28 protein-coding genes are annotated in these 24,326 nt (G+C 57.7%); 10 read left to right on the top strand and 18 right to left on the bottom strand.

From position 1 onward, the window contains the following. Window positions 1-29: 29 nt before the first annotated feature. The gene (locus L53_RS05305) at window positions 30-785 is read left to right on the top strand and encodes a RimK family alpha-L-glutamate ligase (RefSeq protein WP_198019747.1); all 756 of its coding nucleotides are present in this window, start codon (window positions 30-32) and stop codon (window positions 783-785) included. A 107-nt stretch (window positions 786-892) separates the two neighbouring features. On the opposite strand, the gene L53_RS05300 is transcribed toward L53_RS05305, so the two are convergent. Beyond that, entirely contained in the window at window positions 893-1,654 is a 762-nt protein-coding gene (locus tag L53_RS05300; RefSeq protein WP_034812808.1) for a YdiY family protein, read from the bottom strand. A 120-nt stretch (window positions 1,655-1,774) separates the two neighbouring features. After that, on the bottom strand, window positions 1,775-2,497 hold the full coding sequence (gene nth, locus L53_RS05295; RefSeq protein WP_034812804.1) for an endonuclease III: 723 nt from the start codon (window positions 2,495-2,497) through the stop codon (window positions 1,775-1,777). Window positions 2,498-2,551: 54 nt separating this feature from the next. Here nth and L53_RS05290 point away from each other — a divergent pair, with 54 nt between their 5' ends. From L53_RS05290 to L53_RS05275, 4 genes are all read left to right on the top strand, one after another. Continuing rightward, entirely contained in the window at window positions 2,552-3,040 is a 489-nt protein-coding gene (locus L53_RS05290; protein ID WP_051607622.1) for a DUF2244 domain-containing protein, read from the top strand. Window positions 3,041-3,143: 103 nt separating this feature from the next. Further along, window positions 3,144-4,475 carry a cytochrome P450 gene (locus L53_RS05285; RefSeq protein WP_084333135.1) on the top strand — a complete coding sequence of 444 codons (1,332 nt, stop codon included), beginning with the start codon at window positions 3,144-3,146 and terminating at the stop codon, window positions 4,473-4,475. Between the two features lie 62 nt (window positions 4,476-4,537). Beyond that, entirely contained in the window at window positions 4,538-5,209 is a 672-nt protein-coding gene (locus L53_RS05280) for a nitroreductase (protein WP_034812802.1), read from the top strand. 43 nt (window positions 5,210-5,252) lie between these two features. Beyond that, on the top strand, window positions 5,253-5,861 hold the full coding sequence (locus L53_RS05275) for a DUF1287 domain-containing protein (RefSeq protein ID WP_051607621.1): 609 nt from the start codon (window positions 5,253-5,255) through the stop codon (window positions 5,859-5,861). Here L53_RS05275 and L53_RS05270 read toward each other — a convergent pair. From L53_RS05270 to L53_RS05245, 6 genes are all read right to left on the bottom strand, one after another. Further along, a complete protein-coding gene (locus tag L53_RS05270; protein ID WP_156947828.1) occupies window positions 5,839-7,107 on the bottom strand; it encodes a hypothetical protein in 1,269 nt (422 codons plus the stop codon). The two genes, L53_RS05275 and L53_RS05270, sit on opposite strands and share 23 nt — an antisense overlap. A 20-nt stretch (window positions 7,108-7,127) precedes the next feature. Then, window positions 7,128-8,126 (bottom strand): SMC-Scp complex subunit ScpB, encoded by a 999-nt coding sequence (scpB, locus tag L53_RS16715; RefSeq protein ID WP_233347593.1) that lies wholly within the window; start codon window positions 8,124-8,126, stop codon window positions 7,128-7,130. Between the two features lie 10 nt (window positions 8,127-8,136). Next, window positions 8,137-8,970, bottom strand: coding sequence for a ScpA family protein (locus L53_RS05260; RefSeq protein WP_034812796.1), 834 nt, complete (start codon window positions 8,968-8,970; stop codon window positions 8,137-8,139). Then, entirely contained in the window at window positions 8,967-10,007 is a 1,041-nt protein-coding gene (nagZ, locus tag L53_RS05255) for a beta-N-acetylhexosaminidase (RefSeq protein ID WP_034812896.1), read from the bottom strand. Before nagZ ends, L53_RS05260 begins: the two co-directional genes overlap by 4 nt. Next, window positions 10,004-10,834 carry an SPOR domain-containing protein gene (locus L53_RS05250; protein ID WP_034812794.1) on the bottom strand — a complete coding sequence of 277 codons (831 nt, stop codon included), beginning with the start codon at window positions 10,832-10,834 and terminating at the stop codon, window positions 10,004-10,006. Before L53_RS05250 ends, nagZ begins: the two co-directional genes overlap by 4 nt. Before the next feature lie 134 nt (window positions 10,835-10,968). Next, a complete protein-coding gene (locus L53_RS05245; RefSeq protein ID WP_034812792.1) occupies window positions 10,969-12,141 on the bottom strand; it encodes a deoxyguanosinetriphosphate triphosphohydrolase in 1,173 nt (390 codons plus the stop codon). A gap of 27 nt (window positions 12,142-12,168) precedes the next feature. On the opposite strand from L53_RS05245, the gene erpA reads away from it, so the two are divergent. Then, a complete protein-coding gene (gene erpA, locus L53_RS05240; RefSeq protein WP_034812790.1) occupies window positions 12,169-12,510 on the top strand; it encodes an iron-sulfur cluster insertion protein ErpA in 342 nt (113 codons plus the stop codon). A gap of 58 nt (window positions 12,511-12,568) precedes the next feature. Next, window positions 12,569-13,750, top strand: coding sequence for an epoxide hydrolase family protein (locus L53_RS05235; RefSeq protein ID WP_034812788.1), 1,182 nt, complete (start codon window positions 12,569-12,571; stop codon window positions 13,748-13,750). Window positions 13,751-14,059: 309 nt separating this feature from the next. Here L53_RS05235 and nusB read toward each other — a convergent pair whose 3' ends face one another. Genes nusB through glyA form a run of 7 tightly spaced genes read right to left on the bottom strand, consistent with a single transcriptional unit; the run spans window position 14,060 to window position 19,132 of the window. Beyond that, complete coding sequence (nusB, locus tag L53_RS05230) at window positions 14,060-14,527, bottom strand: transcription antitermination factor NusB (RefSeq protein WP_034812786.1); 468 nt, start codon at window positions 14,525-14,527, stop codon at window positions 14,060-14,062. Beyond that, entirely contained in the window at window positions 14,524-14,952 is a 429-nt protein-coding gene (ribH, locus tag L53_RS05225) for a 6,7-dimethyl-8-ribityllumazine synthase (RefSeq protein WP_034812784.1), read from the bottom strand. The genes nusB and ribH overlap by 4 nt, the downstream gene beginning before the upstream one ends. Then, complete coding sequence (gene ribB / locus L53_RS05220; protein WP_034812782.1) at window positions 14,952-16,079, bottom strand: 3,4-dihydroxy-2-butanone-4-phosphate synthase; 1,128 nt, start codon at window positions 16,077-16,079, stop codon at window positions 14,952-14,954. Before ribB ends, ribH begins: the two co-directional genes overlap by 1 nt. A 7-nt stretch (window positions 16,080-16,086) precedes the next feature. After that, window positions 16,087-16,704, bottom strand: coding sequence for a riboflavin synthase (locus L53_RS05215; RefSeq protein WP_034812781.1), 618 nt, complete (start codon window positions 16,702-16,704; stop codon window positions 16,087-16,089). Window positions 16,705-16,754: 50 nt separating this feature from the next. Then, window positions 16,755-17,351: a RibD family protein gene (locus L53_RS05210; protein ID WP_051607620.1), complete on the bottom strand. Its 597-nt coding sequence runs from the start codon at window positions 17,349-17,351 to the stop codon at window positions 16,755-16,757. Next, window positions 17,348-17,818 carry a transcriptional regulator NrdR gene (gene nrdR / locus L53_RS05205; RefSeq protein ID WP_034812780.1) on the bottom strand — a complete coding sequence of 157 codons (471 nt, stop codon included), beginning with the start codon at window positions 17,816-17,818 and terminating at the stop codon, window positions 17,348-17,350. The genes L53_RS05210 and nrdR overlap by 4 nt, the downstream gene beginning before the upstream one ends. 6 nt (window positions 17,819-17,824) lie before the next feature. Continuing rightward, entirely contained in the window at window positions 17,825-19,132 is a 1,308-nt protein-coding gene (glyA, locus tag L53_RS05200) for a serine hydroxymethyltransferase (RefSeq protein ID WP_051607619.1), read from the bottom strand. A gap of 222 nt (window positions 19,133-19,354) precedes the next feature. Between glyA and L53_RS05195 the strand changes: the two genes are divergently transcribed. Continuing rightward, complete coding sequence (locus L53_RS05195; protein ID WP_034812779.1) at window positions 19,355-19,780, top strand: MucR family transcriptional regulator; 426 nt, start codon at window positions 19,355-19,357, stop codon at window positions 19,778-19,780. 13 nt (window positions 19,781-19,793) lie between these two features. Here the strand turns inward: L53_RS05195 and hemA are convergent, their stop codons facing one another. Beyond that, entirely contained in the window at window positions 19,794-21,011 is a 1,218-nt protein-coding gene (hemA, locus tag L53_RS05190; RefSeq protein ID WP_034812777.1) for a 5-aminolevulinate synthase, read from the bottom strand. 103 nt (window positions 21,012-21,114) lie between these two features. After that, window positions 21,115-21,906 (bottom strand): class II aldolase/adducin family protein, encoded by a 792-nt coding sequence (locus L53_RS05185; RefSeq protein WP_034812775.1) that lies wholly within the window; start codon window positions 21,904-21,906, stop codon window positions 21,115-21,117. A 170-nt stretch (window positions 21,907-22,076) separates the two neighbouring features. Between L53_RS05185 and L53_RS05180 the strand changes: the two genes are divergently transcribed. Further along, window positions 22,077-22,841, top strand: a complete 765-nt coding sequence (locus L53_RS05180) for an NAD kinase (RefSeq protein WP_034812774.1) — start codon at window positions 22,077-22,079, stop codon at window positions 22,839-22,841. Window positions 22,842-23,016: 175 nt separating this feature from the next. Next, window positions 23,017-23,481 (top strand): Hpt domain-containing protein, encoded by a 465-nt coding sequence (locus tag L53_RS16260; RefSeq protein ID WP_198019746.1) that lies wholly within the window; start codon window positions 23,017-23,019, stop codon window positions 23,479-23,481. Here L53_RS16260 and L53_RS05170 read toward each other — a convergent pair whose 3' ends face one another. Next, window positions 23,482-24,321 (bottom strand): alpha/beta fold hydrolase, encoded by an 840-nt coding sequence (locus L53_RS05170; RefSeq protein ID WP_051607617.1) that lies wholly within the window; start codon window positions 24,319-24,321, stop codon window positions 23,482-23,484. It lies immediately after the preceding gene. Window positions 24,322-24,326: the final 5 nt, after the last annotated feature.

Here is a 24,326-nt window from a genome sequence, read left to right as displayed (position 1 = left end):
CAACAGCTGCGCATGATAAACGCCTGCGGATGAAAATTGCATATTTGTCCTCCCAAGTTACCCAGCCCGGCTCTCCCATCCGGCGGTCCGATGCGTTCGAGCACGATTACATGATGCGCGCATTGAGACCCGAATTCTCAGAGCGTGGCATGGACATTGTGGATATCTGTTGGGACGATAGTTCTGTTGATTGGTCAAACCATGACGCCGCGCTGATTGGCACGACGTGGGATTATTGGGACCGACAGGACGAATTCCTGACCACGCTTGAGACCATCGAGGCTCAGACACTCTTGTTCAATCCTGCCGCGCTGGTCCGCTGGAACAGCGACAAGGTCTATCTCAAGGATCTCGCAGCTCGCGGCGCAGATCTGATCCCGACTCTCTGGGTTGATGAGATGACCGACGGTCAGTACCGAAGCGCCTTTGACGCGCTCGGCGAAACGAAGCTGGTGTTCAAGCGTCAGGTCGGCGCAGGGGCGAGCGGTCAGCACTTGCTGAACTCAGATGACCCAGCCCCCAGGATGCCACACCCAATGATGGTGCAGCCCTTCCTGTCGACGATCCAGACCGAAGGCGAACTGAGCTTCATCTTTATTGATGGTGAGCTATCGCACGCGCTGATCAAGCGCGCCAAGCCCGGCGACTATCGCATTCAGTCGAAACGGTCGAGCCGAGCCGGGCGGATCTGGACGCAGCGCGCGCGATACTCGGCCTGCTTGACGAAATCCCGCTATACGCCAGGGTCGATATGTTGCGCCATCCTGACGGCTCCCTGCTCCTGATGGAACTCGAATTGATCGAGCCGTATCTCTATCCGGAACAGGGCGCACGTCTTGGAAGGCTTATCGCCAAGGCAGTGAAGGCCCGGCTAAAAGCGGCCTAGGCGACCTCATTCACCGAGCGTGTAGACCAGCGAGAATTTCGTGGCGGTGTCGGTTGCCTCATAGGTTGGCTGAGGCGCAGTGTCGTGGCGTACATCGAAGGACACGCGAGCCGCAAGGTGACCATTCAACGCCGCGGTCAGTCCGATACTGTTGTTGATCTGGGTGGATTCCTGACCATAGACCACATTGGTCTTGTTGCTCAGAGACACAGCCTCATTGAAGGCATAGAAGTACTCAGACTGCGCTACCGCACCCAATGACTCTTCGGTACTTGCCGGCGTGATCGTTACAGCACCGGTGCTATCCGTCGTGATCTGGCGCTTGACTTCATCAATCTTGAAACCGGGACCGCCGCGTACCGTCCAATGATGGTCTTCATCATCCAGGACGTGCCAACCTACACCACCACCAACAAACGTACGGCTGTCGAAGCCGGTAAACTGGTCGACCTCATAGGAGGCCCGTCCGAAAGTGAACATCGTGTCGTTGAAGTCATGCTCTAGGTCCACAGCGCCGAAGTAGCGGTTGCGGCTTTCAACGCCATCTTCCTTGCCATAGTCCCCGGAGAGCTGAATCCCGAAATTCCAATCACCGGCACCACGATCAAGGTCGATGCCGAGACCGGCTTCAGACGTTTCCGTGTTCCCGGTTGTCAATCCCGCACTGAGGGAAGACTCCCCAGACCAGCCATCCTCAGCCACAGCTGGCAGGCCGGAAAGAAGACAGAGGGAAGTTGCGCCAAGGACGAGTTTGCCAATGCGATTCATGCGGTACGCTCCATTTTTACCTGTGCGATGCGGTGTCGGGTGGAGGTGGCCGTGATTTGGTTAAATTTGGGCGAACTGGAGGCAGGCCGACTGCAGTGCAGTCGCGCAACACCTGTCCCGTCAGGCTTTCGGTCCAAGAGACGATACAGCCGCCGGGTCCGGTGTCTTGGGTTTGAAACGACACAGATCCGATATGGCGCAATGCCAGCATTCGGGCTTGCGCGCCTTGCAGACATACCGCCCATGCAGGATCAGCCAGTGGTGGGCGCCCTTCTTGAACTCGGTAGGCGTCGCGCGCTCCAGCCCGGCCTCGACCTCGTCCGGCGTCTTGCCGGGGGCTAGCCCTGTCCGATTCGAGACCCGGAAGATGTGCGTGTCGACCGCAATCGTGTGGTGCCCGAAGGCTTCGTTCAGCACGACATTGGCGGTCTTTCGGCCGACGCCAGGCAAACGCACAAGTTCCTCCCGCGTCTGCGGCACCTCACCCCCGAATTCATCAAGCAACATCTGACTGAGCGCGATGACATTCTTGGCCTTGTTGCGCCACAAGCCAATCGTCTTGATGTGCTCCGCAACGCCGGCCTCGCCCAGCACCAGCATCTTTTCCGGCGTATCGGCAAGCGCGAACAATTTTGCAGTGGCTTTGTTCACCCCGACATCGGTGGCCTGTGCCGACAGGGCCACGGCCACCACCAGCGTATACGGATTCACGAAATCAAGTTCCGTGCGAGGATCCGGGCGATCTTCGGCAAGTGCCGAAAAGAGCGCGGTCGCCTTCTCACGTCCAAAAACGCGCGGGGCGCGCTTCTTCCTGATTTTCGGGGTGGATTTGAGCTGTGTCATTCCGCCTGTCTAATGCCCCCTCGCCTTCGCACAAGGCCATGCTATTTTAGGAACATGACCGCGCCTGACGAAATCATCTACATGGACGCCATTCTTCGACCTAATCAGTCGCTCAGCCAGCGCGGTTTCGCCATCGTTATGGCAATTGTCGGCGGCGTCAGCTTCCTGACGGGTATCGCCTTCATCTCCATGGGGGCCGTCCCCGTGATCGGCTTCTTCGGTCTCGATGCCCTCGCCTTCTATTTTGCATTTCGCATGTCCTTCCGAAAACAGCGGGAAGAAACTCGAATCGTCGTGACAGCTGAAGAGCTGCGATTAACTCACAAAAGCGCCAATGGCAGCGAGAGATCAGCGATTGTGCCGTCCGCCTTCGCGCGTATTGAACTTGATGAGCCGCTGAATGCGAATAGCTGGTTGCGGGTTGAGTACGGCCAGACCGCCTATGTCATTGGGCGTTTCCTGACCTTGCCAGAACGGAAGTCGCTGGCCCGCGCGACGCGCGCGGCACTGCAAAATGCAAAGCGCGAACGGCATATCGCGTAAAAAATGACGCCTGCGTCATAGTTTTTTCAGAATAGCCGTGTTAAGGTGACGCCGACGTCATAAATCGAGCCTGGGATAAAGGCTTACTGTCGGAGGAAAATTGATGGCTGCTGATACGGTTCACCTGCTTGATCACCCTGCCCTGGAGCGCCCGAAGATCACTCATCGTGATCCGCTCTTCGAAGGCTATCTCGAAATTGGCCAGAAAGCGCCGCCTGCCAGCTCGCTGCCTCTTGCGGAACTGCACCCCGAAGACCCCGAACTCTGGCGGCAACAGGCAATGTGGGATCGTTTCGAGCGACTGCGGAATGAAGCCCCCGTTCACTACACAGCTGACTCTTTTGTCGGCCCGTTCTGGTCGATCACCCGCTATGAAGACATCATGGCGGTCGATACCGACCACAAACGCTTCTCTTCCAGCTGGGAACATGGCGGCATCACGCTGGGCAGCCCGCCGGAAGATTTTGAACTGCCAATGTTCATCGCAATGGATGAACCGCGCCATTCTGAACAGCGCAAGACGGTCCAGCCAGCCGTTGCCCCAAACATGCTCAAGGAATTCGAGCCACTGATCCGCTCGCGGACGCAGGGCCTGCTCGACTCCCTTCCGGTTGGTGAGCCGTTCGACTGGGTCGACACCGTCTCCATCGAGCTGACCACGATGATGCTGGCCACGCTGTTCGACTATCCATTCGAAAAACGTCGCGACCTGACCCATTGGTCCGATATGGCGACCGGCATGAACAATCCGGACATCTGCCCCGGCGGGGAAGAACAATGGAAGCGCGAGATGATGGAATGTCTCGCCACTTTCATGCAGATCTTCCAGGAGCGTGGTGCACAGCCACAGAAGAATGATCTGATCAGCCTGCTTGCGCACGGTGAGAAGACCCGCAACATGACGCCGATGGAACTGCTCGGGAACGTCATCCTGCTCATCGTCGGCGGCAATGACACGACTCGCAACTCGATGACCGCTTCGGTCTATGCGTTGAACAAGTTCCCAGCCGAGTATGACAAGCTGAAAGCTGACCTGTCACTGATCCCGAACATGGTATCCGAGACGATCCGCTGGCAGACGCCGCTGGCTCACATGCGCCGCACGGCGCTCGAAGATGTCGAGATGCACGGCCAGACCATCAAGAAGGGTGACCAAGTCGCCATGTGGTACGTCTCAGGCAACCGGGATGAACGCTTCTGGGACCGTCCGAACGACTATATCATCGACCGTCCCGATGCGCGTCGGCATATCTCGTTCGGCTTTGGTATCCATCGCTGCGTCGGCAACCGTCTCGCAGAACTGCAGCTTCAAATCCTGTGGCAAGAACTGATGGAACGCTTCAGCCATATCGAAGTGCTCGACGAACCATCCTTTTCGGCCGGCGGCTTCGTGAAGGGCTACACCTGGATGCCAGTGGTCCTGCACGGCAAATAAGTTTTGGCTGACGCCACGCCAAGACGATAAACCTCCCATCAGATCAGATGGGAGGTTTTTTCATGGACGTATCACAGGCAGTCGCGCAACGTATCTCCACCCGGGCCTTCAAGCCTGATGCGCTTTCCGAAGCCGATATCCGCGAGTGGCTGAATCAGGCCCAGCGGGCGCCGTCCGGCGGCAACACACAGCCGTGGCGAACCATTGCCGTCACTGGCGACGCCAAGGATGCCGTCATTCGCATGGCCGCGCCTGTACTGGCTGCAAACCCCAAGGGTCAGCCAACAGACCGCCCCATTTACCCGAAAGATCTTTGGGAACCCCATGAAGCGCGCCGCCGCAAAGTGGGCGAGATGATGTACGAAACGCTTGGCATTCCTCGAGAAGATCGCGCAGCGCGCATCGCATGGTTCGCCAATAATTTCCGCTTCTTCGGCGCCCCCGTGGCGGCATTCATCGTCATCGATGAGCGGATGGGCCATGGCCAGTGGGGACACACTGGCATGTACCTCCAAACCTTGGCACTGCTCGCGGAAGAGCGTGGCTGGGGGACGTGCATGCAAGAATGCTGGGGCATGCTGCGCCCCGCCCTGAAAGACCATTTCAATCTGGCAGATAACGAAATGGTCTGGTGCGCGATGGCAGTCGGAAAGCCCGACCCATCCCATCCGGTAAACATGTTGCGGGCCGAGCGCGCACCATTGGAAGAGATCGCAGAACTGCAGGGTTTCTAATTTCGGCCCTATTCCTGCCGGATCGGCATGGCGCAATGAGACCATGCTCACACGTCGTGCCGCCATCCTGGGAGGTTTCAGTGTCCCGCTCGCGCCGATCCGCCTCGGGCAGAGAACGCTGCCGTGGCAGACTCGCCTCGTATTTGCCGCCAGATCCCAGATTGGGATCACACGCATGTATGACCCGGCCTATGTCCGCCTCTCCTATCCGATGGGAGATGTGGAAAGATCGCGGGGCGTTTGCACCGATGTGATTGTCCGGGCCTATCGCGATGCGTTCGCAATGGACTTACAGCAACTTGTCCATGAAGACATGACCACTGCTTTCAGCAAGTATCCGACAATTTGGGGTCTAACCCGCCCTGACCGCAATATCGACCATCGCCGCGTTCCAAATCTGGAGATATATATCGAGCGCCACGGCCTCGCCCTGTCAACGCCGCCAGACGATACAGGCTGGAAAACAGGCGATCTCTATACGATGCGATACAAGGGAAGCCTTCCTCATATCGGAATTGTTTCTGACAAAACCACACGGACGGGCCGCCCTCTGGTCATTCATAACATGGGTTGGGGAACGTCCGAGGACGACATTATCGGTCAGTTTCAGCATGAGCGCCGCTTCAGGCTTACACCGCAATCTGCTGCTTGACCCTGCCTGAAATCAGCAAGACCGTCCCGACCGCAAGCAACGGCAGCACCCGATGATGGTACCGGTCAGGTGGACCAGACAGAAGGGCAAACAGCGCGTCATTGGCGATTGCGATCAAGCCAATCCCTATTATGGTCCTGCGAATATCTGCACCAGCCTGTCTCCATCCGACGAAAAGCGCCGCCGCAAATGCAAGATAACACCCATACCTCAAGATCGTCGCGGTCAACTCCACCGGCCCCGCCGCGAAAAAGCCCTTCGCCTGATGGGACGCATGGAAGGGTTCCGGAAACGGCTCTGACAAGACAGGTTGGAAATCAAACTGGGTTGCCGGCCCATAATAGCCCAGAAAGTCCAGAAAGATGGTACGGGCCAAGGGTACAGGCTCAAAAATGAATGCATCTTTGAGTATTGGAAGCGCATGGTGCTCCTCAAACCTGGCCAGGTCGAATTCGCCCTCTGAGGTTTTCCAGACATCCCAGAACAGATCACGCCGACCTGTGTTCTCTGGATAGGTTTTAATCCTGGCCACTTCTTCAGCCGCTTCAGACAGAACCAGGTTCCCCGACCGGTCAGCCTCCCTCCGCAGCAATTCCGGCTGGACCGAGAACACCCGGGCGGCTGGAAACGTCTTCGACAGTCGCGGCGTCTCAGGCATGATCATGGCATCAAGCAGCACGTTCATGCCAAATGCGATGACCGCGGCAACCATGCCAGCCACGACTTGCCGCCTCGAACGGAAAAGCACCGCCGCCAGCACAGCGAAAACAAGAGCAAAAATTTGTCCTGATCCGTGACCTGACAAAAGCAGGCCAGCTAAAATTCCCACATACATTTCTGGAAGCTTACGTGCAGACAGGAGCAGTATGATCGCTGGAAAGAACCACGCATCGACCAGGACTGCGCTCGTATAGATCGGCTGCAGGCTGAGCACAATCAGTATACACAACACTATGCGGCTGGGGCGAATATCATAAACGCGGAACAATAGAATCCATGCGCCCGCAACCATTGCGCTGTTGAGGATTGGCATCGCCCAATACCCAACCAGTTTGTAAGGCAGCGTCAGCAGCAGGGCCGGAAACTTGCCCCTGAACCAGTTTGCCCCCTTCCCTGAATAGGCAATGGAGTCAGACATCACCAGCGGGAATCCGTTCAGCACCGCAGGCAAGATCAGTACCGCGAACAAAGTGTAAAGCCAGATCGCCTCCTTCGACGTGAAGCGTTGAAGTAGAGCGACAGGCATCATCCGCACCGAACTACTAGCTATTCGTCATCGTCCCAGGCATCCATGGGCTGCTCCGGAATGCGCGGCTGCTTTGCCAGCTGAATCACGGCGGCTTTCACGTCACCGCTGTCGAACTCATCGACATCAGACTGCGCACGTTCCGGTGCGCGCGTATAGGAGAACACACTGACGGCGGCATCATCTTCGCTATCGAGATCGGCCTCAGCATCAACGCCGATGTCAGTCGACGGCATTTCCTGGCTGACACCCTCATCGGTCTCTGGGTCATCCTCATCACTTTCTTCCATGAAGTCTGTGACGAAAGATTCTGTCTCCGCGATTTCAAGGGCCTCGACTTCTGGCGTTTCTTCGCCGTTCAGGGCTTCCTCATCCGGCATCTGGAAACCGTCCGGAATAACATCCGACAATAGCCCCTCGGCTTCGAGGTCGGCTTTGCCCGGCAAAGTGTCGAGGCTTTCCAGCCCGAAATGCTCCATGAAGGCATCGGTCGTACCATAGGTGATTGGTTGACCAGGGGTTTTGCGGCGGCCCTTGATCTTCACCCAGCCGGTTTCCAGCAATGTATCAATTGTTGTCTTTGAAACCGCAACGCCGCGCACTGCCTCGACTTCAGCCCGCGTGACCGGCTGGCCATAGGCAATAATGGCCAATGTCTCGAGCGTCGCTTGACCCAGCTTTTTCTGGACCTGACGCTCTTCGACAAACAAATAGGAGAGATCGGAAGCGGTCTGGAAGCGCCATTTGCCCGCGACTTCAACCAGATTGACCCCACGGTTCACATATTGCGCCCGGAGCGCCATCAACACTTCGGCCGCTTCGACGCCATGCGGCAAAGTTTCGGCAATCTGCTCGGCGCTCAGCGGCTCGCCAGCGGCAAACAGAATGGCTTCGGCACGGCGGATGCCCTCGACCAGCGCTTCGCTGGCACCTTCGGTCAGGGCCTCTTCGGAACGACGATACGCAAACGCCAACTGCGCAACCGCGTCGCGTTCTGTTTCGGGAGTGTCGTCAGTCATCAAGTACTTCTCAAGCGGTTGCATCTCTGCCCCCTTCCGGTCTGATACCCGCATTGCGCAGGTAAAGTGGCGCAAAGTGCTCGTCCTGGCGCACATCGACTTCGCCATCGCGGGCGAGTTCCAATGCAGCCGAGAAGACACTTGCGGTGACAGACCGAGGTGGCAATTCCGGGTCCACGTCTGTCATGGTTGAGCGGATCTCGTCCAGCGAAGACCACTGCTCTAACTGTTGCCTGAGTGCGCGCAGTGTTGTTCGCGCCAGTTCCAGCGGCAAAACAAGCTGTTGCTCAATCGTGTGCGGGCGTTCCTTTTCGCGGCGATCGCGAATCGTCCCGAAGGCTTGTGTCAGCTCGTACAGCGACGCTTTGTATTCAGTGTGCTTGACGACTTTGGGCTGTACCGGCGTACCGCGCAGGAAGACCACATTGCCGAGAATAGGCCCCGCTTCGAGTTCGTCGACGGCCCCGCGCATGGCATCAAGCCGCTTCAGGCGAAAGGCCAGCCGCGCTGCCATTTCTTCGCCAGTTGGTTCGTCTTCCGCGGCCTTTTCCGGCTTCGGCAACAAAAGGCGCGATTTCATGAAGGCGAGCCAAGACGCCATCAGAAGATAGTCGGCCGCCAGATCAATGCGCTGAGACTTCGCCTCTTCGATGAAGTCGAGGTATTGCTCTGCCAGCGACAGGATCGACAGATGCAGCAGGTCAACCTTCTGCCGGCGGGCAAGCTCCAGCAACAGATGAAGCGGGCCTTCATAACCGCCAACATCGACCGTAAAGAGATCGCCAGCTTCGGCCTCCTGCGCGTCTGCAGACAGCGCATCAATCGACATCATTTCGGAGTTCATGCCGCCCCCACCAAATGAGGAAAATATGACCGGAATGTCTGCCAGCCCTCAACGAGGTCGAACTCCTCCTGATGGGTCGAGAGTGCTTCAGCACGCAGTGCCCGCTCCAGTGGCCGTCCCGTCAGCCCTGGCGAAACAGCTGCGACTTCAGCCATTTCTGAATGGATCGCAAGTGGATCAGAAAGAAAGCCGGAACAGTGCAACAGCACGTCACAGCCCGCAGCAATCGCCGCTTCGCCCCGTTCGCCCAGGCTACCGCCCAGCGCCTGCATCCCCAGATCATCCGTCATCAGCAAGCCATCAAACCCGATTCGCGCGCGGATCACGTCTTGAATCATGATTTTTGACAGGGTGGCGGGGACATTGGCGTCAAATGCATCATAGGAAATGTGCGCTGTCATCGCCATTGGCGCATCGGCGAGACGGGCAAAGGCATCAAAATCTTTCGCCAGTTCCGCTTCGCTCGCCGCTACGCGCGGCAACTCCAGATGGCTATCGGACATGGAGCGCCCATGACCCGGAATATGTTTGATCACGCCAGCAACACCGCCGGATGCAAGCCCTCTCAGAGCCGCGCCGGCGAGATTTGCGACCGTTTCGGGATCAGTGCCAAAAGCCCTGTCGCCAATTACGTCATGTGCGCCCGGAACCGGCAAATCGACGACAGGCGCACAATCTGCATGAATTGACAGGGCAGCCAGTTCTGCGGCGATGAGCCTGTGTCCAAGCCAGGCAGCGGAAAGTCCTCGCTCACGATCATTGGCATACATATCGGCATAGTCCTGACCACGCGGAAAAAGAGGCCACTCAGGCGCCTTCAGCCGTGCCACACGGCCACCTTCCTGATCGATAAAAATCAGGCACGGCCGATTCATCGCGTTCCAGACATCATCGACGAGGCTTCGGACTTGGTTCCGCGATACGCAGGAGCGGCCCATCAGGATGACCCCCCAGGGCTGCTCGGCGGCGAACAGTGCCGCTTCCTCCTTCGTGAGTACAGGCCCCGAAACACTGAGGATGCATGCCTTGATCACTATCCTGTCACCACAATGCAATTATCGCCGCCTGCCTTCACCGCATCACAGAATTTCGATGCTTCAGACCGTTCCGCAAAGCTGCCGACGCGCAACCGATAGAAGACACCCTTGGCGCCAAGATCGGCTCGCTGGATACGCTTCTGTGCACTCCGGTACAGGCCGGGCTTTGTACTGTTCATTTTCGCCCAAGCGGTTTCAGCGGCGTCCTGTGAGCGGAAAGCGGCCAATTGGACCAGGTAAATGCCATCATCTGCAAAGGCAAACTGTGAGGACGCATCGCCAGCGGCTGGCACATTCCGCGGTGCGGGAGCGGGCGCCTGCACCACCGGATTTGCCGGCACGACTCGCAGGGTTTCTTCCTCATCCTCTGGCATCGCCTCCAGGTCAGCCAGTGCGCGCACTTGCGCATCGTCCGGCTCGATGCCTTCCCGGCCTGGCCTGAGCTCAATAGGGGGGCCGCCTTGCAGCGCATCCCCATCTTCAGTGTCATTTGCAGCGAAGTCGGTGCCCGGCTCCACCGTACGCTCGGAGTCATCCATCTGATCGTAGAAACGCTTGTCAGTGTCGGGGACTGCCAAGCCTTCACGATCTTCCGGCGCACGCTTGTAGGGCTCTTTATCGGCAATTACGCTGGGAATACCGGCACCATTGTCCCGGATACCCTGACGATATGTGTTCCATACAACCGCGCCAAAGACGAGCAACACGCCCACGGCAAGCGCCAGGATGAGCGGTCCGCGCGTGGAATCGTCCTCGCGAACGTCAAATCCGCGGTAATCGTCTTCAAACGGGGAATAGTCCCGCTCGTTTTCCCGATATCGCCCCATGGAATCATCCTCAGAATAGGTTCACAGAGTTAAGATTACGGCGCGTTTCGTTAACGACACTTGAATATCCAAGCGCTTTCACCGGCCCCGGCCCGTGCAACGCTTTAAAACCGGTAAATGTGATGACAGTACGGCTAGCGCAGTACATCCGGATGATAGAGCCGTCGATGTTCCTCGATTGCGTAGGAATCCGTCATCCCGGCAATATAATCACAAACAATGCGCGCACGGCGCGCTTCGTTAGCCTGTGACGCATCTTGCCGCCACGGGCTCGGCAGTGTGTCGGGCTCACTCAGAAATATTTGAAACAGCTCGGCGAGCATGCGTTTGGCTTTGCTGCGCATGCGGTTGACTGTGTAATGTTTGTACATCCGCTCATACAGAAAGGCGCGCAGAGCCCGCTGACGGCTTTCCAGCTCTTCGGAAAACGCAACCAGTGGCACGTCCATGGCGCGCACTTCCGCTGCGCTCTGCGGCGCGTACTGCTTTGCGCGCCGACCCGTCTCGGCGGTCAGGTCGTTGACCCACAGGCCGATCAGGCGACGAACCGCCTCATAGGAGACCATCCGGTCGCTGAGATGCGCATATTCCAACTTCACCGCGCGGAACTCGTCTCCGACGATCGGCAAATCCATCAGATCGTCAATCGTGAACAGGCCGGCTGCAATACCATCATCAATATCATGATTGTTGTAGGCGATGTCGTCTGACAGCGCGGCCACCTGCGCTTCCGGACCTGCAAATTGGTGCGGCTCCAAGTCCATGAAGTTCGCATATTCCCGAAAAGCGGCCGGCAGCGATTCCACCGGTGTATCGCGCGTCACCATCGGGCCATTGTGCTTCACGAGGCCCTCCAACAATTCCCAGGTCAGGTTCAGGCCCTCGAAATTGGGGTATCGGACCTCCAGCTTGGTCACAATGCGCAGGGTCTGGGCGTTATGGTCAAACCCTTCATAGTCCGCCATGCACGCGTCCAACTGGTCCTCGCCCGCATGACCGAAGGGCGGGTGGCCCATATCGTGGGCCAGCGCCAGCGCTTCGGCGAGGTCTTCATCAAGCCCGAGCGTCCTCGCAATGCTGCGCGCTATTTGCGCGACCTCAAGGGAATGCGTCAGACGCGTACGAAAATGATCGCCCTCATGTGCAACAAATACCTGCGTCTTCTGCTTTAGTCGCCGGAAGGCGGTCGAGTGGATAATCCGGTCTCGATCACGCTGGAACGGCGTCCGGGTGGCCGATGGCGCCTCCGGGAAATACCGGCCGCGGCTATCTTCGTGCCGGGTGGCATACACTGATCTCTTTTCCATTGGCTCGGGAATCCCTATGTTGAGGTCATGAGCACGACAACTGCCCCCGATGTGACCCTTACAGCCTCTGCTGCCAAGCGGATTAATGCGATTCTGGCCAAACAGGACGGCGTTGATTTTCTGCGCGTCTCCGTCGAAGGCGGCGGATGTTCAGGCTTTTCCTACAAGTTCGACTTCGACCAAGCGGCCAAGGAAGACGATATCATCCTGGAACGCGATGGCGCAAAAGTGTTGATCGACGAAATGAGCCTCGAATTCCTGAAGGGCTCACAGATCGATTTTACAACCGAACTGATCGGCGCGGCCTTCAAGATCAGCAATCCGAATGCTACGGCGGCATGCGGCTGCGGAACCAGTTTCTCGATTTAACTTGCTTCGCCCCACGGTATGTCGGCTAGCTGGATGACACACTAGCGAGGAGACAAACATGCCGACCGCTCAGCCCTTCCGCATCGACATCCCCGAGGAAAAGCTCGACGCCATCATGGCGCGGGTGAAAGCGTATGATTGGTTTCCGGCACCCGCCAATGAAGAAGGCTTCGCTTACGGCATGTCCACGCCGGTGATGAAAGATATCCAGCGCTATTGGATTGCTGGCTATGATTGGCGCAAATCAGAGGAAATCCTCAACAAGTACCCCAGCTACAAAGTTGAGATAGATGGCCAGATGATTCACTTTGTCCACGTCGTGGGCGAAGCTGGCGGGCGGCGCCCCCTGCTCATCACGCACGGATGGCCGGGTTCAGTGTTTGAATTTTGGGAAGCGATCGCACCCCTGGCCTTTCCGTCCCGCTATGGCGGCAAGGCCGAAGACGCCTTTGACCTGATCATCCCCTCCCTGCCCGGCTATGGGTTTTCCGGACGGCCAAAATCTCCGATCGGTCCAAAAAGCACTGCGGCGCTTTGGGATACGCTGATGCGCGACGTCCTGAAACATGACACCTACCTCGCCCAAGGGGGCGACTGGGGCAGTATGGTCACATCCTGGCTAGGCCTCAATCATGGCACGGTCGACGGTAAAGGCGGTTGCCGCGCCATCCATCTCAACATGGTTGCCTTCCGGCCGACCCCCGCCTCGCCACAGACAGAGGCCGAAAGCGAATGGCTGGCCGCATCGCAAGCAGCCATGCAGCGCGAGGGCGCCTATCTGATGGAGCAGATGACCAAGCCCCAGACACTGGCGATGGCGCTGATGGATTCCCCGGTCGGCACTGCGGCGTGGATTCTCGAAAAGTTCAATGGCTGGTCGGACCTCTCTGAGGGCGGACTATTGGATACCTACTCAAAAGACCAGCTGCTCACCAATGTGATGATCTACCTAGTCAATGATGCCATCGCCACCAGCGTCTGGTTCTACAATGGCTTTGCGCAGGAAGGTGGCAATGCCTTGCCGGAAGGCGTCCGATGCGAGACACCGACGGCGTTTGCGAACTTCCCCGGAGAGCCCGTCTACAAACCCGCGCCGCGAAGCTGGTTCGACAGAGCCTACAACCTCACCCGCTGGACGGATTTGCCGCGCGGCGGTCATTTCGCAGCGATGGAAGAGCCCGACCTATATGTCGAAGAGATCCGCGCCTGGGGCAACAGCGTGGCCGATCACGAGGACTGATGGCTGCCTGTCCGCGGGGTGATCACAACTGGACCGGGCGATGGCCCGGCAGGAATCCGACAGCAGGGTGAACCGTCTAGTCTGGCCCTGCTGCGGGGTTTCGTCTTCTTCCGCAGCTAGGTCTGGTGAAATGCAGCAGTCTGGTCTGGCAACCAGTTGAGTTTCACTACGCGGATGGGACGGGCCCCAATGCATGGGGGCACCTACTACTATCCAGTAACTTGACTATTCGTCCTCGTGACAGCGGAGCCCTGCTCCCATCCGCAAGGACCGATCCCCGCACAAACCGGATAGCATAGGCCAGTCCGGCTATTTGCGCAGGTCCTTGGCCAGATTGTCGAGAACGGCATTTGCGAATTTCGCTTCCTGCTCGTCGAAGAAATCATGCGCCAGCGACACATACTCATCCAGGATGATGGCGTTCGACAGATGTTGGTGCGCGATGAATTCACCGGAACCCGCACGTAAAAGCGCGCGCATGGTTGCATCCAGCCGTGTCAGCTTCCATCCGTTTGCCAGCCTCCCAAGGATCGCCTTGTCGATGGCTGCCTGATGATCAACGACCGCGTTCACGATAGATTTGAAAATGTCGGGATCGGCTTCCTCGATCGGTTCTTCATTCGGACCAATGCCGAGCCGGTCTTCCATGAAGGCGCGAATGGTCGCGCGGGCCGACTTGCCGGTCTGCTCCATTTCATAAAGCGCCTGAACGGCTGCGAGGCGCGCTCCCGCCCGCCTCGCCCGTGTAACCTCGAAGGGAATGTTCTGGTCGTTCACCGAATGAGTTCCTTACGGAATTTGATCATGGCCAAACAGGCATCTGCGGCATCCTTGCCCTTATTGCCGCGCTTGCGGTCAGCGCGGGTGAGCGCCTGCTCTTCATTCTCGACAGTCAGGATGCCGTAGCCAATCGCCTGACGACGCTGCACGATCAGATCCATCAGACCGCGGGCGCTTTCACCACAGACATAGTCGTAATGGCTGGTTTCGCCCCGGATCACGCAGCCCAGTGCCACAGCGCCGTCAAACCGGCCACTGTCGGCCGCCATAGCAATCAGGCCCGGCAGCTCGAACGCGCCCGGCACTTCCATGACCGTCACAGTCGCGCCAGCAGCTTCAAGAGCTTCCAGTGCGCCAGCTTCCAGCTCATCGGAGATGTGCTTGTAGTATTTCGAAATGGCGACAAGAACGCGGTCTGCCATCAATTGTTCTCCTCATGAAGATTGCGCCACCCCTCTATCGTCAGGCCGTAGCCGTCAAGGCCTGCCAAGCGGGTGGGCTGCGTTCCGGACAGGTAGATCATGCGACGTACGCCCAAATCCCGCAGAATTTGAGCACCGACACCGTATTCACGAATGGGCGCGGTCGGATCGGGGGCCACTGAGGGCTTCAGGCCCAGCCGTTCGGCAATGATGTTCGGCCGCATCGTGTTCACGAAAACGACAACGCCCGGTTCTTCAGCGTCAGCAATCACGCGCATCGCGCGCTCAACCAGACCGTGTCTTGGGCCGTTTTCTCCCAACACGTCCGACAGGACATCCATCCGGTGCACCCGTACCAGCGTTGTGCTGTCCGGCGTTATATCCCCGTGCACGATGGCAATGTGCTCGGAATTATCTAGCGCATTGCGGAAACAGACGGTCCGGAACCCTTCCCCGTAACCGGAATCGAGGGGCGCTTCGACGCGGCGCTCCATGAACCGGTCATTCTTGCGGCGCCACGCGATCAGGTCGGCAATCGTGCCAATTTTGAGATTGTGCAATTGGGCAAAGGCGATCAATTCCGGAAGGCGGGACATGGTGCCGTCTTCGTTCATGATTTCGCAGATCACGCCAGCTGGGTAGAGGCCTGCCATGCGGGAAATATCTACCGCCGCCTCTGTATGCCCAGCGCGGACGAGTGTGCCGCCTTCGCGGGCAATCAACGGGAAGACGTGTCCGGGGGACACGATGTCCTCATGATCCTTGGTCGGGTCGATGGCGACGGCGATTGTCCGGGCACGGTCATGGGCTGAAATACCCGTCGTGACACCGTCTTTCGCTTCAATGGAGACCGTGAAGGCGGTGCCCATGCTTTCCCTGTTGTTCCGGGTCATCATGTCGAGGTTGAGCGTATGCGCACGCTCCTGCCCCATCGCCAGGCAAATCAGCCCGCGGCCGTGGCGTGCCATGAAGTTCACATGTTCGGGCGTCGCAAAATTGGCCGGAATGATCAGGTCGCCCTCATTCTCCCGGTCCTCTGCATCGACCAGAATATACATTCGGCCATTGCGGGCATCTTCAATGATCTCGTCAATCGAGGAGATAGCTTGATGAAATTCGCTGCTCATATCGCCCTCATCCCTTCGGCGCATCGGCGCCGATCATCCGCGCCACGTAGCGTGCCAGCATGTCGATCTCAAGATTCACGCTGGAGCCAGTCTGCAGCTCGCTCAGTGTCGTAACGTCCCAGGTGTGAGGAATGATCGCCAGCTGGAAGTCTCCATTGGGCAATGCTTCAGCCACAGTCAGAGACACGCCATTCACCGCCGCGGACCCCTTGGTCGCGAAGTAGCGCGCGATCTGCTCAGGTGGCCGTATGGTCAAACGGTAGCTTTCACCTTCCGGTTCGACGGAAACTACCTGACCGACACCATCAACATGGCCAAACACGAAATGGCCGCCCAATTCGTCGCCGAGCTTCAGGCTTTGTTCCAAATTGACGTGAGATCCGACCGTCCAGTCACCCAGAATCGTCTTGGAAAGCGTTTCCGGCACGGCTTCGGTGGCGAACCACGCGCCGCGCTCTCCTTTGCCCATATCAACCACGGTCAGGCAGACGCCTGAATGCATGATTGAAGCGCCTAGGCTAATGTCGTCGAGTGGGTAGCCACTTTCCACTTCGAACCGGCGAAGCCCGTTTCGGTCTTCCACGGAGCGAACGGTACCGACATCGGTAACGAGGCCTGTAAACATTTTCCTGCCCTCAGTTTCTTATTTAGACCCTTACATAGGTGTCCAGGACATCAACCCCAATCCGTTCCGTAGCGATAGCGCGCCAACGTGACGCTTCGCCCAGATTGTGGCAGGCCGTCTCCTCCGATCAGGATGGGGGCACGAAACCAGGCAATTTCGTCCACAAGCCCTTCCCGAATGAAGCTGGCCGCCAGCGTGCCGCCACCTTCTATCAGGAGAGATGCAATTCCTTCGATCTCTGCGCGATGAAGGAGGTCATTCACGTCCACGCGAATGCCTTTCCCGCAGCGCCAGATCTCAACACCGCTCGCAGCGAGGATATCCTGCGGCTGGCCGTTGGTTGCGACAACAACGCGTCCAGATGAAACCGACTGTACCAGTCTGGAACTGCGTGGTGTGCGTCCTTGAGAATCTGCGACGATCCTGACGGGCTGCGTCTTGGGGAGCGGAACGGTCCGGGCGGTCAGCAACGGATCATCGGCGAGCACCGTGCCTACTCCAACCAAGACTGCATCATGCGCGGCGCGCATCTCATGTGCCCGTGCGCGAGACTCGCTGGTCGTGATCCACTGGCTCGTTCCATCGGACAAAGCTATGCGGGCATCCAGCGATGTAGCGATCTTGAGGGTGACTTTCACCCCGCTCATTCAGGATCGCTCTCATCTTCCAGCGATGTCTGCTCAATGAATTGAGCGAAATCGTTCGGATCCCTGAAATCCTTGTAGACACTTGCGAACCGCACATACCCTACCGGATCGACTTGCCGCAGCGCCTCCATGGCAAATTCGCCCACTTCATTGGACGTCACCTCGGTTTCGCCACCACTTTCCAGCTTGCGCGCAATACCGGATACCATCTGGTCGATCTGTTCCCGATCCACGGGGCGTTTCCGCAAGGCGATGGTGATTGAGCGCGTCAGACGGTCCCGATCAAACGGCACGCGTTTGCCATCCCGCTTCACCACCATGATCTCGCGCAACTGAACACGTTCAAACGTCGTGAAACGCGCTCCGCACGCCTCGCATACACGCCTGCGGCGTACAGCCGTATTGTCTTCAGCCGAGCGGCTGTCCTTCACCGATGTATTCTCGGAACCGCAGAACGGACATCGCAAGGTCTATCAGCCTCCCAATCCATTATAGATCGGGAACTGCGCCGTCAGGGCTTTCACCTCTTCGCGCACCTTGTCTTCTGCTGATGTGCTTTCGCCGGACGCAACCGCGTCGACAATCTCGCCAATCCAGTTACCGATCTGCGTGAACTCATCCTCGCCGAAACCGCGAGTCGTACCGGCTGGCGAGCCCACACGAATACCGCTGGTGATCATCGGCTTTTGCGGGTCGAAGGGTACGCCGTTCTTGTTACAGGTGATGAAGGCACGCTCGAGCGCATGCTCAGCGTCGCGACCGGTAACATTCTTCGGTCGCAAATCGATCAATGCGACGTGCGTATCCGTACCGCCAGAGACAACGTCCAGCCCGCTGGATTTGCAAGCCGCAGCCATAGCGCGCGCATTTGCAACAACTTGAGCCGCATAATTCTTGAATTCTGGCTGAAGCGCCTCACCGAAGGCCACCGCCTTGGCCGCGATGACATGCATCAGCGGTCCACCCTGAATGCCGGGAAAGATGGCTGAGTTGATTTTTTTCGCGAGCGCTTCGTCATTGGTGAGGATCATGCCGCCACGCGGGCCACGCAATGTCTTGTGCGTTGTTGTCGTCGCGATATGCGCATGGTCCAGTGGGTTCGGATGCGCGCCGCCGGCAACGAGACCCGCAAAATGCGCCATGTCCACGAGGAACAACGCCCCAACCTCATCAGCGATTTCGCGGAATCGTTTGAAGTCGATCTCACGAGGATAGGCAGAGCCACCCGCGATGATCAGCTGCGGGCGGTGCGCCTTGGCAAGGCGCTCCACTTCCACGAAGTCAATTCGATCATCTTCCCGACTCACACCATACTGAACGGCGTTAAACCATTTGCCGGACTGGTTTGGCTTGGCACCGTGGGTCAGGTGACCACCTGCGTCCAGGCTCATGCCGAGGATCGTATCGCCCGGCTTCAGCACCGCATTGAACACACCCTGATTAGCCTGGCTGCCGGAATTCGGCTGCACATTGGCGAATCCGCAATTGAACAGCTTCTTGGCCCGCTCAATCGCCAACTCTTCCGCAATGTCCACAAACTCGCAGCCACCGTAGTATCGCTTGCCTGGATAGCCTTCAGCATACTTGTTCGTCAGCACCGTTCCCTGAGCCTCCAGCACGGCTTTGGAAACAATATTCTCTGACGCAATCAGCTCGATCTGCTGCTGCTGACGGGTACGTTCCTTCCGGATCGCATCGAACAGCTCGGGATCACGATCTTCCAGAGATTGGCTGAAAAATTCCGTGGTATCAAACCGGGCGGGCTGGGCTGTGTCTGCCATGGGCGAATCTCCTGCTGGGTCTTGCGCTATTTACGCTCAGGCGGGTCCCGCCGCAACCGCCGGTGCGTGCTGGGCCCACAATATCGCACCCTGCATGCACAATTTGAGAGATTGTGTCGGGATTGTCGTGCAAATACTTGAAGAACTATGGTATTTAGCAGTTTAGTTGGGGCGCGATTGTGCAGCTGAATATCCAAATACCTGACAGAGTCTTGGTGGGCCATGAGTGAATACGAGTCATCCGACCTGCTCGACATGACTGCCGAGATTGTCTCGTCATATGTGTCGAACAACCAGGTCGAAGCAGATGCGCTACCGCAGCTCATCACGAACATCTATGAGACGGTTTCCGGGCTTTCGAAAGGCCCGGAACCTGTAGCAGACGCTCAGGAACCAGCAGTTTCAATTGCGAAATCCATCACACCGGACTTCCTGATCTGTCTAGAGGATGGCCGGAAGCTCAAGATGCTGAAGCGATATCTGCGATCAAAATTCGACATGACACCCGAAGAGTACCGCGCGAAATGGGGGTTACCGTCCGATTATCCGATGGTTGCGCCAAATTACGCGAAACTGCGCTCAAAGCACGCCAAACAGATCGGGCTTGGCAAGAAGGCGCCGCCCGCGCCCAGGAAAAAGACCAAATAGTCGAAAAATCGGATCAGGCTGCCTTGTCGAGGCCGAGCTGCTTCCAAACGGCAAGTATCGCAGCCACCAACTCATCCATCATGACTTCGTCATGCACAGGGCTCGGCGTGAAGCGCAAGCGCTCGGTACCCTTCGGGACAGTCGGATAATTGATCGGCTGCACATAGATGCCGAAATCGAACAGCAATGTATCGGACAGCGCCTTGCAGCGCTCCGGATCTCCCACCAGCAATGGTACGATATGCGTGTCAGTGTCGATCATGGGCAGGCCGGCATCGCGGAATTTCTGCTTCAGCTTGGCAGCGTTCGCCTGATGCGTCCGGCGCAATTCCCGTCCCGCATCCGTGCGCAGTTTCTGGATGCTGGCCAGCGCACCCGCCGCCATCACGGGACAAGTGGATGTCGTGAAGATAAAGCCTGAAGCCATTGAGCGGATGGCATCGACCACGGTCTCGTGGCTGGCAATGTAGCCGCCCATGACACCATAGGCCTTGCCAAGCGTGCCCTCGATGATGTCGATCCGGTCTGCCAGACCCCACATCTCCGCAACGCCGGCGCCATTCTGGCCATACATGCCAACCGCATGCACTTCATCCAGATAGGTCATCGCGTCAAATTCATCGGCTAGATCGCAAATTTCTTCCATCCGGCCGAAATCACCGTCCATGGAATAAACGCTCTCAAACGCGATCAGCTTCGGGCGATCCGGATCATCATTCTCCATCAGCGCCCGCAGATGATCCACGTCATTATGTTTGAAGATGCGACGGTCTGCCCCTGAGCGACGAATGCCTTCAATCATCGAAGCGTGGTTCAACGAGTCGGAATAAATGATCAGGTCAGGCAAAATCTTGCCCAAGGTCGACAATGTCGCCTCATTGGAAACGTAGCCGGATGTGAACAGGAGCGCTGACTCCTTGCCGTGCAGATCTGCCAGTTCTCGCTCCAGGTCGACATGATAGCGCGTAGTGCCGGAGATGTTACGCGTGCCGCCCGAGCCCGCACCGAAGCTGTCGATGGCTTCATGCATGGAATTGATGACGTCTTCGTCCTGGCCCATGCCAAGATAGTCATTAGAGCACCAGATGGTGACTTCTCGCTCGCCATCCTCGAAGCGCGCCGTCGCCTTTGGAAACCTGCCCTTGTGACGGTGCAGGTCTACAAATACGCGATAGCGGCCTTCGCCGTGAATCGAATTAAGCGCGTCCTCGAAGGCCTTCAGATGCTTCATCTGTTTCGTTCCTGATCTTTTCCGAGCCTACATAGTGGCCAAAACGACGATTGATAATGGCTCCATACGTCGCGGACCGCTTTTGTCGCATACGGGATTACCCCTAGGCGTCATAGCCCGGCATTTCGCGATCCAGCTTGCGAAGCAGCGCCGGCCAAACCAGTTTTTCCGTCACCATGTTCATGCCGGAACTGTGTTCTGTCATGCCGCCCTGCCCGGCAACCTTCTGCTGAAGATCAGATTCGCACTCCAACACACCGTCGCGCCCAGCCGAAAGCGCCATGATCTGCATGTTGCAGGCACGCTCCAGAAAGAACATCCGCGTAAATGCAGACGCCGCCGTGTCGCCGACCGTCAGGGTACCGTGGTTGCGCAGAAGCATTGAATGTTTCTTGGGGCCCAGATCAGCGACGAGCCGCTCACGTTCGTCCAGGTCCAGCGCGATACCTTCATAATCATGGTAGGCGATGTCCTCACGTACAATCATGGCGGTTTGGCTGAGTGGCATCAGGCCTTCCTTCTGCGCCGAGACAGCAACGCCCTGATCGGTGTGAACATGGATCACGACCTGCGCATCGTCGCGCGCATCATGGATTGCCGAATGGATGGTAAAGCCGGCCGGATTGATAAAGCTATCCGTCTCTTGGACGATATTGCCCTCCAGATCGACTTTCACGAGCGAAGACGCCGTAATCTCCTCGAAGAAATAACCATAAGGGTTGATCAGGAAGTGATGATCCGGCCCGGGCACGCGATGAGAAATATGCGTGAAAATCAGATCGTCCCAACCATGCATCGCGATCAGGCGATACAGCGCAGCGAGGTCCACGCGAGCCTGCCACTCGTCTGCGGATACAGAGGAACGAATATCTAATTTGTGCGCGCCGTCGGCCATGATTGAATCTCCCAGATATGTTTTGCCGGCAAACTAGCGGAAAATCCGATCGCAGGCCAGAAAAAGCTGACACCCGCGTCAACTTGGTGGACTCCCGGTATCCAATCTACGCGGAGGTATGCCAGAATCCGCCTTGACGCTCCCACCCTTCGCAAAGCAGATGGGCCATCATGAGTGGTCTACGTCTGCACTTTTACGCGTCCAAGCGCCCAGAAGCCCAGGATGCGCTGTCTGTCCTGACCAAAAAGTACGGCCAGTGCAGCGAGGATGATGCCGATGTGATCGTTGCACTTGGCGGCGATGGCGCAATGCTGGATTCGTTGCGGCGTCAGTTCGAAGGGGGCCAGCCCGTATACGGCATGAACCGTGGCACGGTCGGCTTCCTGATGAACGAATTCAGCGTCGACAATCTCCCTGACCGCATCAACTCAGCCGAACGCGCTGTCATCTCGCCCCTGCGAATGACCGTGCGCGACGTACATGATCACGAACACCGCGCTCTTGCGATCAATGAAGTATCGATGTTTCGCCAGACGGCGCAGACGTCGAGATTCAAGATCACAATCGACGGCAAGATGCGGATGGACGAGCTGGCCTGTGACGGTTTGATGGTCGCAACGCCAGCAGGATCCACGGCCTACAACTTGTCCGCACATGGCCCCATCCTGCCAATCGGAGCCGGCCTGCTCGCCCTCACGCCTGTTAGCGCCTTCCGACCGCGCCGATGGAAAGGCGCCCTTCTTCGGCGCGACGCGCATGTACGTATTGATGTAATCGCTCCGATCCTGCGTCCGGTCGCCGCCGCCGCCGACAATCAGGAAGTGCGCGACATTGTCAGCGTGGACGTTCAAGAGGACCGGCGTCGGCTTACCATGCTGTTCGATCCCGGGCATGCGCTTGATGAACGTATCTTGCGGGAACAGTTTGGTTTCTGAAGCGATTTCAAAGACCTTCGGTCAGGAAAACGTTAAGGCTTGGACGATACGATTACCCGAACGATAGGGAATCGCGATGCTCAAGGCTCTGATAAACAAACTGAAACCCAATGCTGGCGCAAAAAGTGACCAGTCAGTTACCTCGATAACTCCAGATATCAGCCGAGTGATAAAGATGGCACCCGTTGCGCCAGTTGATGATACCGCTGTTGCTGCATCGGACGCCGGTCACGATCCGGACGAGCTCGGAGACAAAGCAGAGGCCGCGGTCGAAGACCTGTCATCTCGTTTTGACGCATGGATGCAGGCGGACCTTGATCGCTTGAAGAGTGCCTGGGGAGCCGCCAAGACTTCCGGTGCCAGCCATGCGGACTACAAGCTGCTCGAAACCTGCGCGCACAATATTCGCGGTGTTGCCACGTCATACGGATATCCCGCGGTGTCGCGCCTCTGTGGTTCGCTCTGCACATTGCTGTCTGAAACTGAGCCAGGCGAGAATTCCGCGCTGATCAATCTCCATGTCGAGGCCTGCATGGCCGCTTATGGATCGATTGGCCGTGGCGACGCAGCCCAATCGGTCGCGAACGCAGTGTGTGATGCCCTTGAAGAGCGGGTCGCCGTGAAGACAGCAAAGACCTGATCAAGCCGCAGCTTTCGGCTCACTTTCTGACCTGATCAGAAATTGCCGTATCAGGTCGGCGGTCTCTTCAGCGCGCGTCACAAGAAACAGATGCCCCCCGCCTTCAATGACTTTCAGCTCGGCGTCAGGCAGTGCCACCCGTAATATATGGCCATTCGCGACAGGCACGATCGTGTCCCGGTCTCCCATCAAAACCAAAGTTGGCATTGTCAGAAAGCGGATGAATGGCAGACTCGACCAGCCGACAAAGGCCAGCAACTGGTAGATATAACCTTTGGGGTCCGGCGGCAGGAGATTGTCGATATGGCTGCCAGCCTCTCCATCGACGGCTTCACCATAAAGCGACTCGAAACTCTTCCGCATGAATTCCGGGTCCGAGTACCGCCGTGTGTCCACCATTTTCGATAGCGATTTCGGGTGGCCCGGAATCATGGTCATCCCGGCCGTGGTTGCGCAAAGCACCAGCTTTCCGACGCGGCGGCGATACTGAAAGGCGAATTGTTGCGCCATGGCCCCGCCCCAGGACACACCCATCACGTCCACTTCTTCAATGTCATGCAAATCCAGAAGCTTGCGGGCCCAACGTGCCAGCATCCAGGGGCGATAAGGCCAACTGGTCACAGGACTCAAGCCAACGCCGGGCACATCAAAGGTGATGATATCCCGGTCCGGAAACATGTCGCCAAGACCGAGCGTCAGTTCCAGGTTGGCTCCAATGCCATTGAAAAACAGCAATGTCGCTTGCCCCGAATTGGCCGCTGACGTCCATCGCGCTGTGCGCAATTCGATACCGTCTACGTCTTGTGTCTCGATGATCGGCATGCGTTCAGGCGACGTCATGAAGG

The organism is Hyphomonas sp. L-53-1-40 (genome assembly GCF_000682775.1).
Taxonomy (GTDB): domain Bacteria; phylum Pseudomonadota; class Alphaproteobacteria; order Caulobacterales; family Hyphomonadaceae; genus Hyphomonas.
The sequence above is the reverse complement of the archived record's forward strand: the minus strand, read 5'-3'. Positions and strand labels throughout refer to the sequence as shown.

Coding starts and splice junctions, on each gene's coding strand:
- nth (WP_034812804.1), bottom strand. CDS start 2,497: ATGACACAGCTCAAATCCACCCCGAAAATCAGGAAGAAGCGCGCCCCG.
- glyA (WP_051607619.1), bottom strand. CDS start 19,132: ATGGCAGACACAGCCCAGCCCGCCCGGTTTGATACCACGGAATTTTTC.
- L53_RS05215 (WP_034812781.1), bottom strand. CDS start 16,704: ATGTTTACAGGCCTCGTTACCGATGTCGGTACCGTTCGCTCCGTGGAA.
- L53_RS05210 (WP_051607620.1), bottom strand. CDS start 17,351: ATGAGCGGGGTGAAAGTCACCCTCAAGATCGCTACATCGCTGGATGCC.
- L53_RS05185 (WP_034812775.1), bottom strand. CDS start 21,906: ATGGCCGACGGCGCGCACAAATTAGATATTCGTTCCTCTGTATCCGCA.
- ribH (WP_034812784.1), bottom strand. CDS start 14,952: ATGGCAGACCGCGTTCTTGTCGCCATTTCGAAATACTACAAGCACATC.
- L53_RS05250 (WP_034812794.1), bottom strand. CDS start 10,834: ATGGGGCGATATCGGGAAAACGAGCGGGACTATTCCCCGTTTGAAGAC.
- erpA (WP_034812790.1), top strand. CDS start 12,169: ATGAGCACGACAACTGCCCCCGATGTGACCCTTACAGCCTCTGCTGCC.
- L53_RS16260 (WP_198019746.1), top strand. CDS start 23,017: ATGGCACCCGTTGCGCCAGTTGATGATACCGCTGTTGCTGCATCGGAC.
- L53_RS05170 (WP_051607617.1), bottom strand. CDS start 24,321: ATGACGTCGCCTGAACGCATGCCGATCATCGAGACACAAGACGTAGAC.
- L53_RS05260 (WP_034812796.1), bottom strand. CDS start 8,970: ATGAACTCCGAAATGATGTCGATTGATGCGCTGTCTGCAGACGCGCAG.
- L53_RS05235 (WP_034812788.1), top strand. CDS start 12,569: ATGCCGACCGCTCAGCCCTTCCGCATCGACATCCCCGAGGAAAAGCTC.
- L53_RS05285 (WP_084333135.1), top strand. CDS start 3,144: ATGGCTGCTGATACGGTTCACCTGCTTGATCACCCTGCCCTGGAGCGC.
- L53_RS05305 (WP_198019747.1), top strand. CDS start 30: ATGAAAATTGCATATTTGTCCTCCCAAGTTACCCAGCCCGGCTCTCCC.
- L53_RS05180 (WP_034812774.1), top strand. CDS start 22,077: ATGAGTGGTCTACGTCTGCACTTTTACGCGTCCAAGCGCCCAGAAGCC.
- L53_RS05245 (WP_034812792.1), bottom strand. CDS start 12,141: ATGGAAAAGAGATCAGTGTATGCCACCCGGCACGAAGATAGCCGCGGC.
- ribB (WP_034812782.1), bottom strand. CDS start 16,079: ATGAGCAGCGAATTTCATCAAGCTATCTCCTCGATTGACGAGATCATT.
- L53_RS05275 (WP_051607621.1), top strand. CDS start 5,253: ATGCTCACACGTCGTGCCGCCATCCTGGGAGGTTTCAGTGTCCCGCTC.
- L53_RS05270 (WP_156947828.1), bottom strand. CDS start 7,107: ATGCCTGTCGCTCTACTTCAACGCTTCACGTCGAAGGAGGCGATCTGG.
- hemA (WP_034812777.1), bottom strand. CDS start 21,011: ATGAAGCATCTGAAGGCCTTCGAGGACGCGCTTAATTCGATTCACGGC.
- scpB (WP_233347593.1), bottom strand. CDS start 8,126: ATGACTGACGACACTCCCGAAACAGAACGCGACGCGGTTGCGCAGTTG.
- L53_RS05195 (WP_034812779.1), top strand. CDS start 19,355: ATGAGTGAATACGAGTCATCCGACCTGCTCGACATGACTGCCGAGATT.
- L53_RS05280 (WP_034812802.1), top strand. CDS start 4,538: ATGGACGTATCACAGGCAGTCGCGCAACGTATCTCCACCCGGGCCTTC.
- L53_RS05300 (WP_034812808.1), bottom strand. CDS start 1,654: ATGAATCGCATTGGCAAACTCGTCCTTGGCGCAACTTCCCTCTGTCTT.
- L53_RS05290 (WP_051607622.1), top strand. CDS start 2,552: ATGACCGCGCCTGACGAAATCATCTACATGGACGCCATTCTTCGACCT.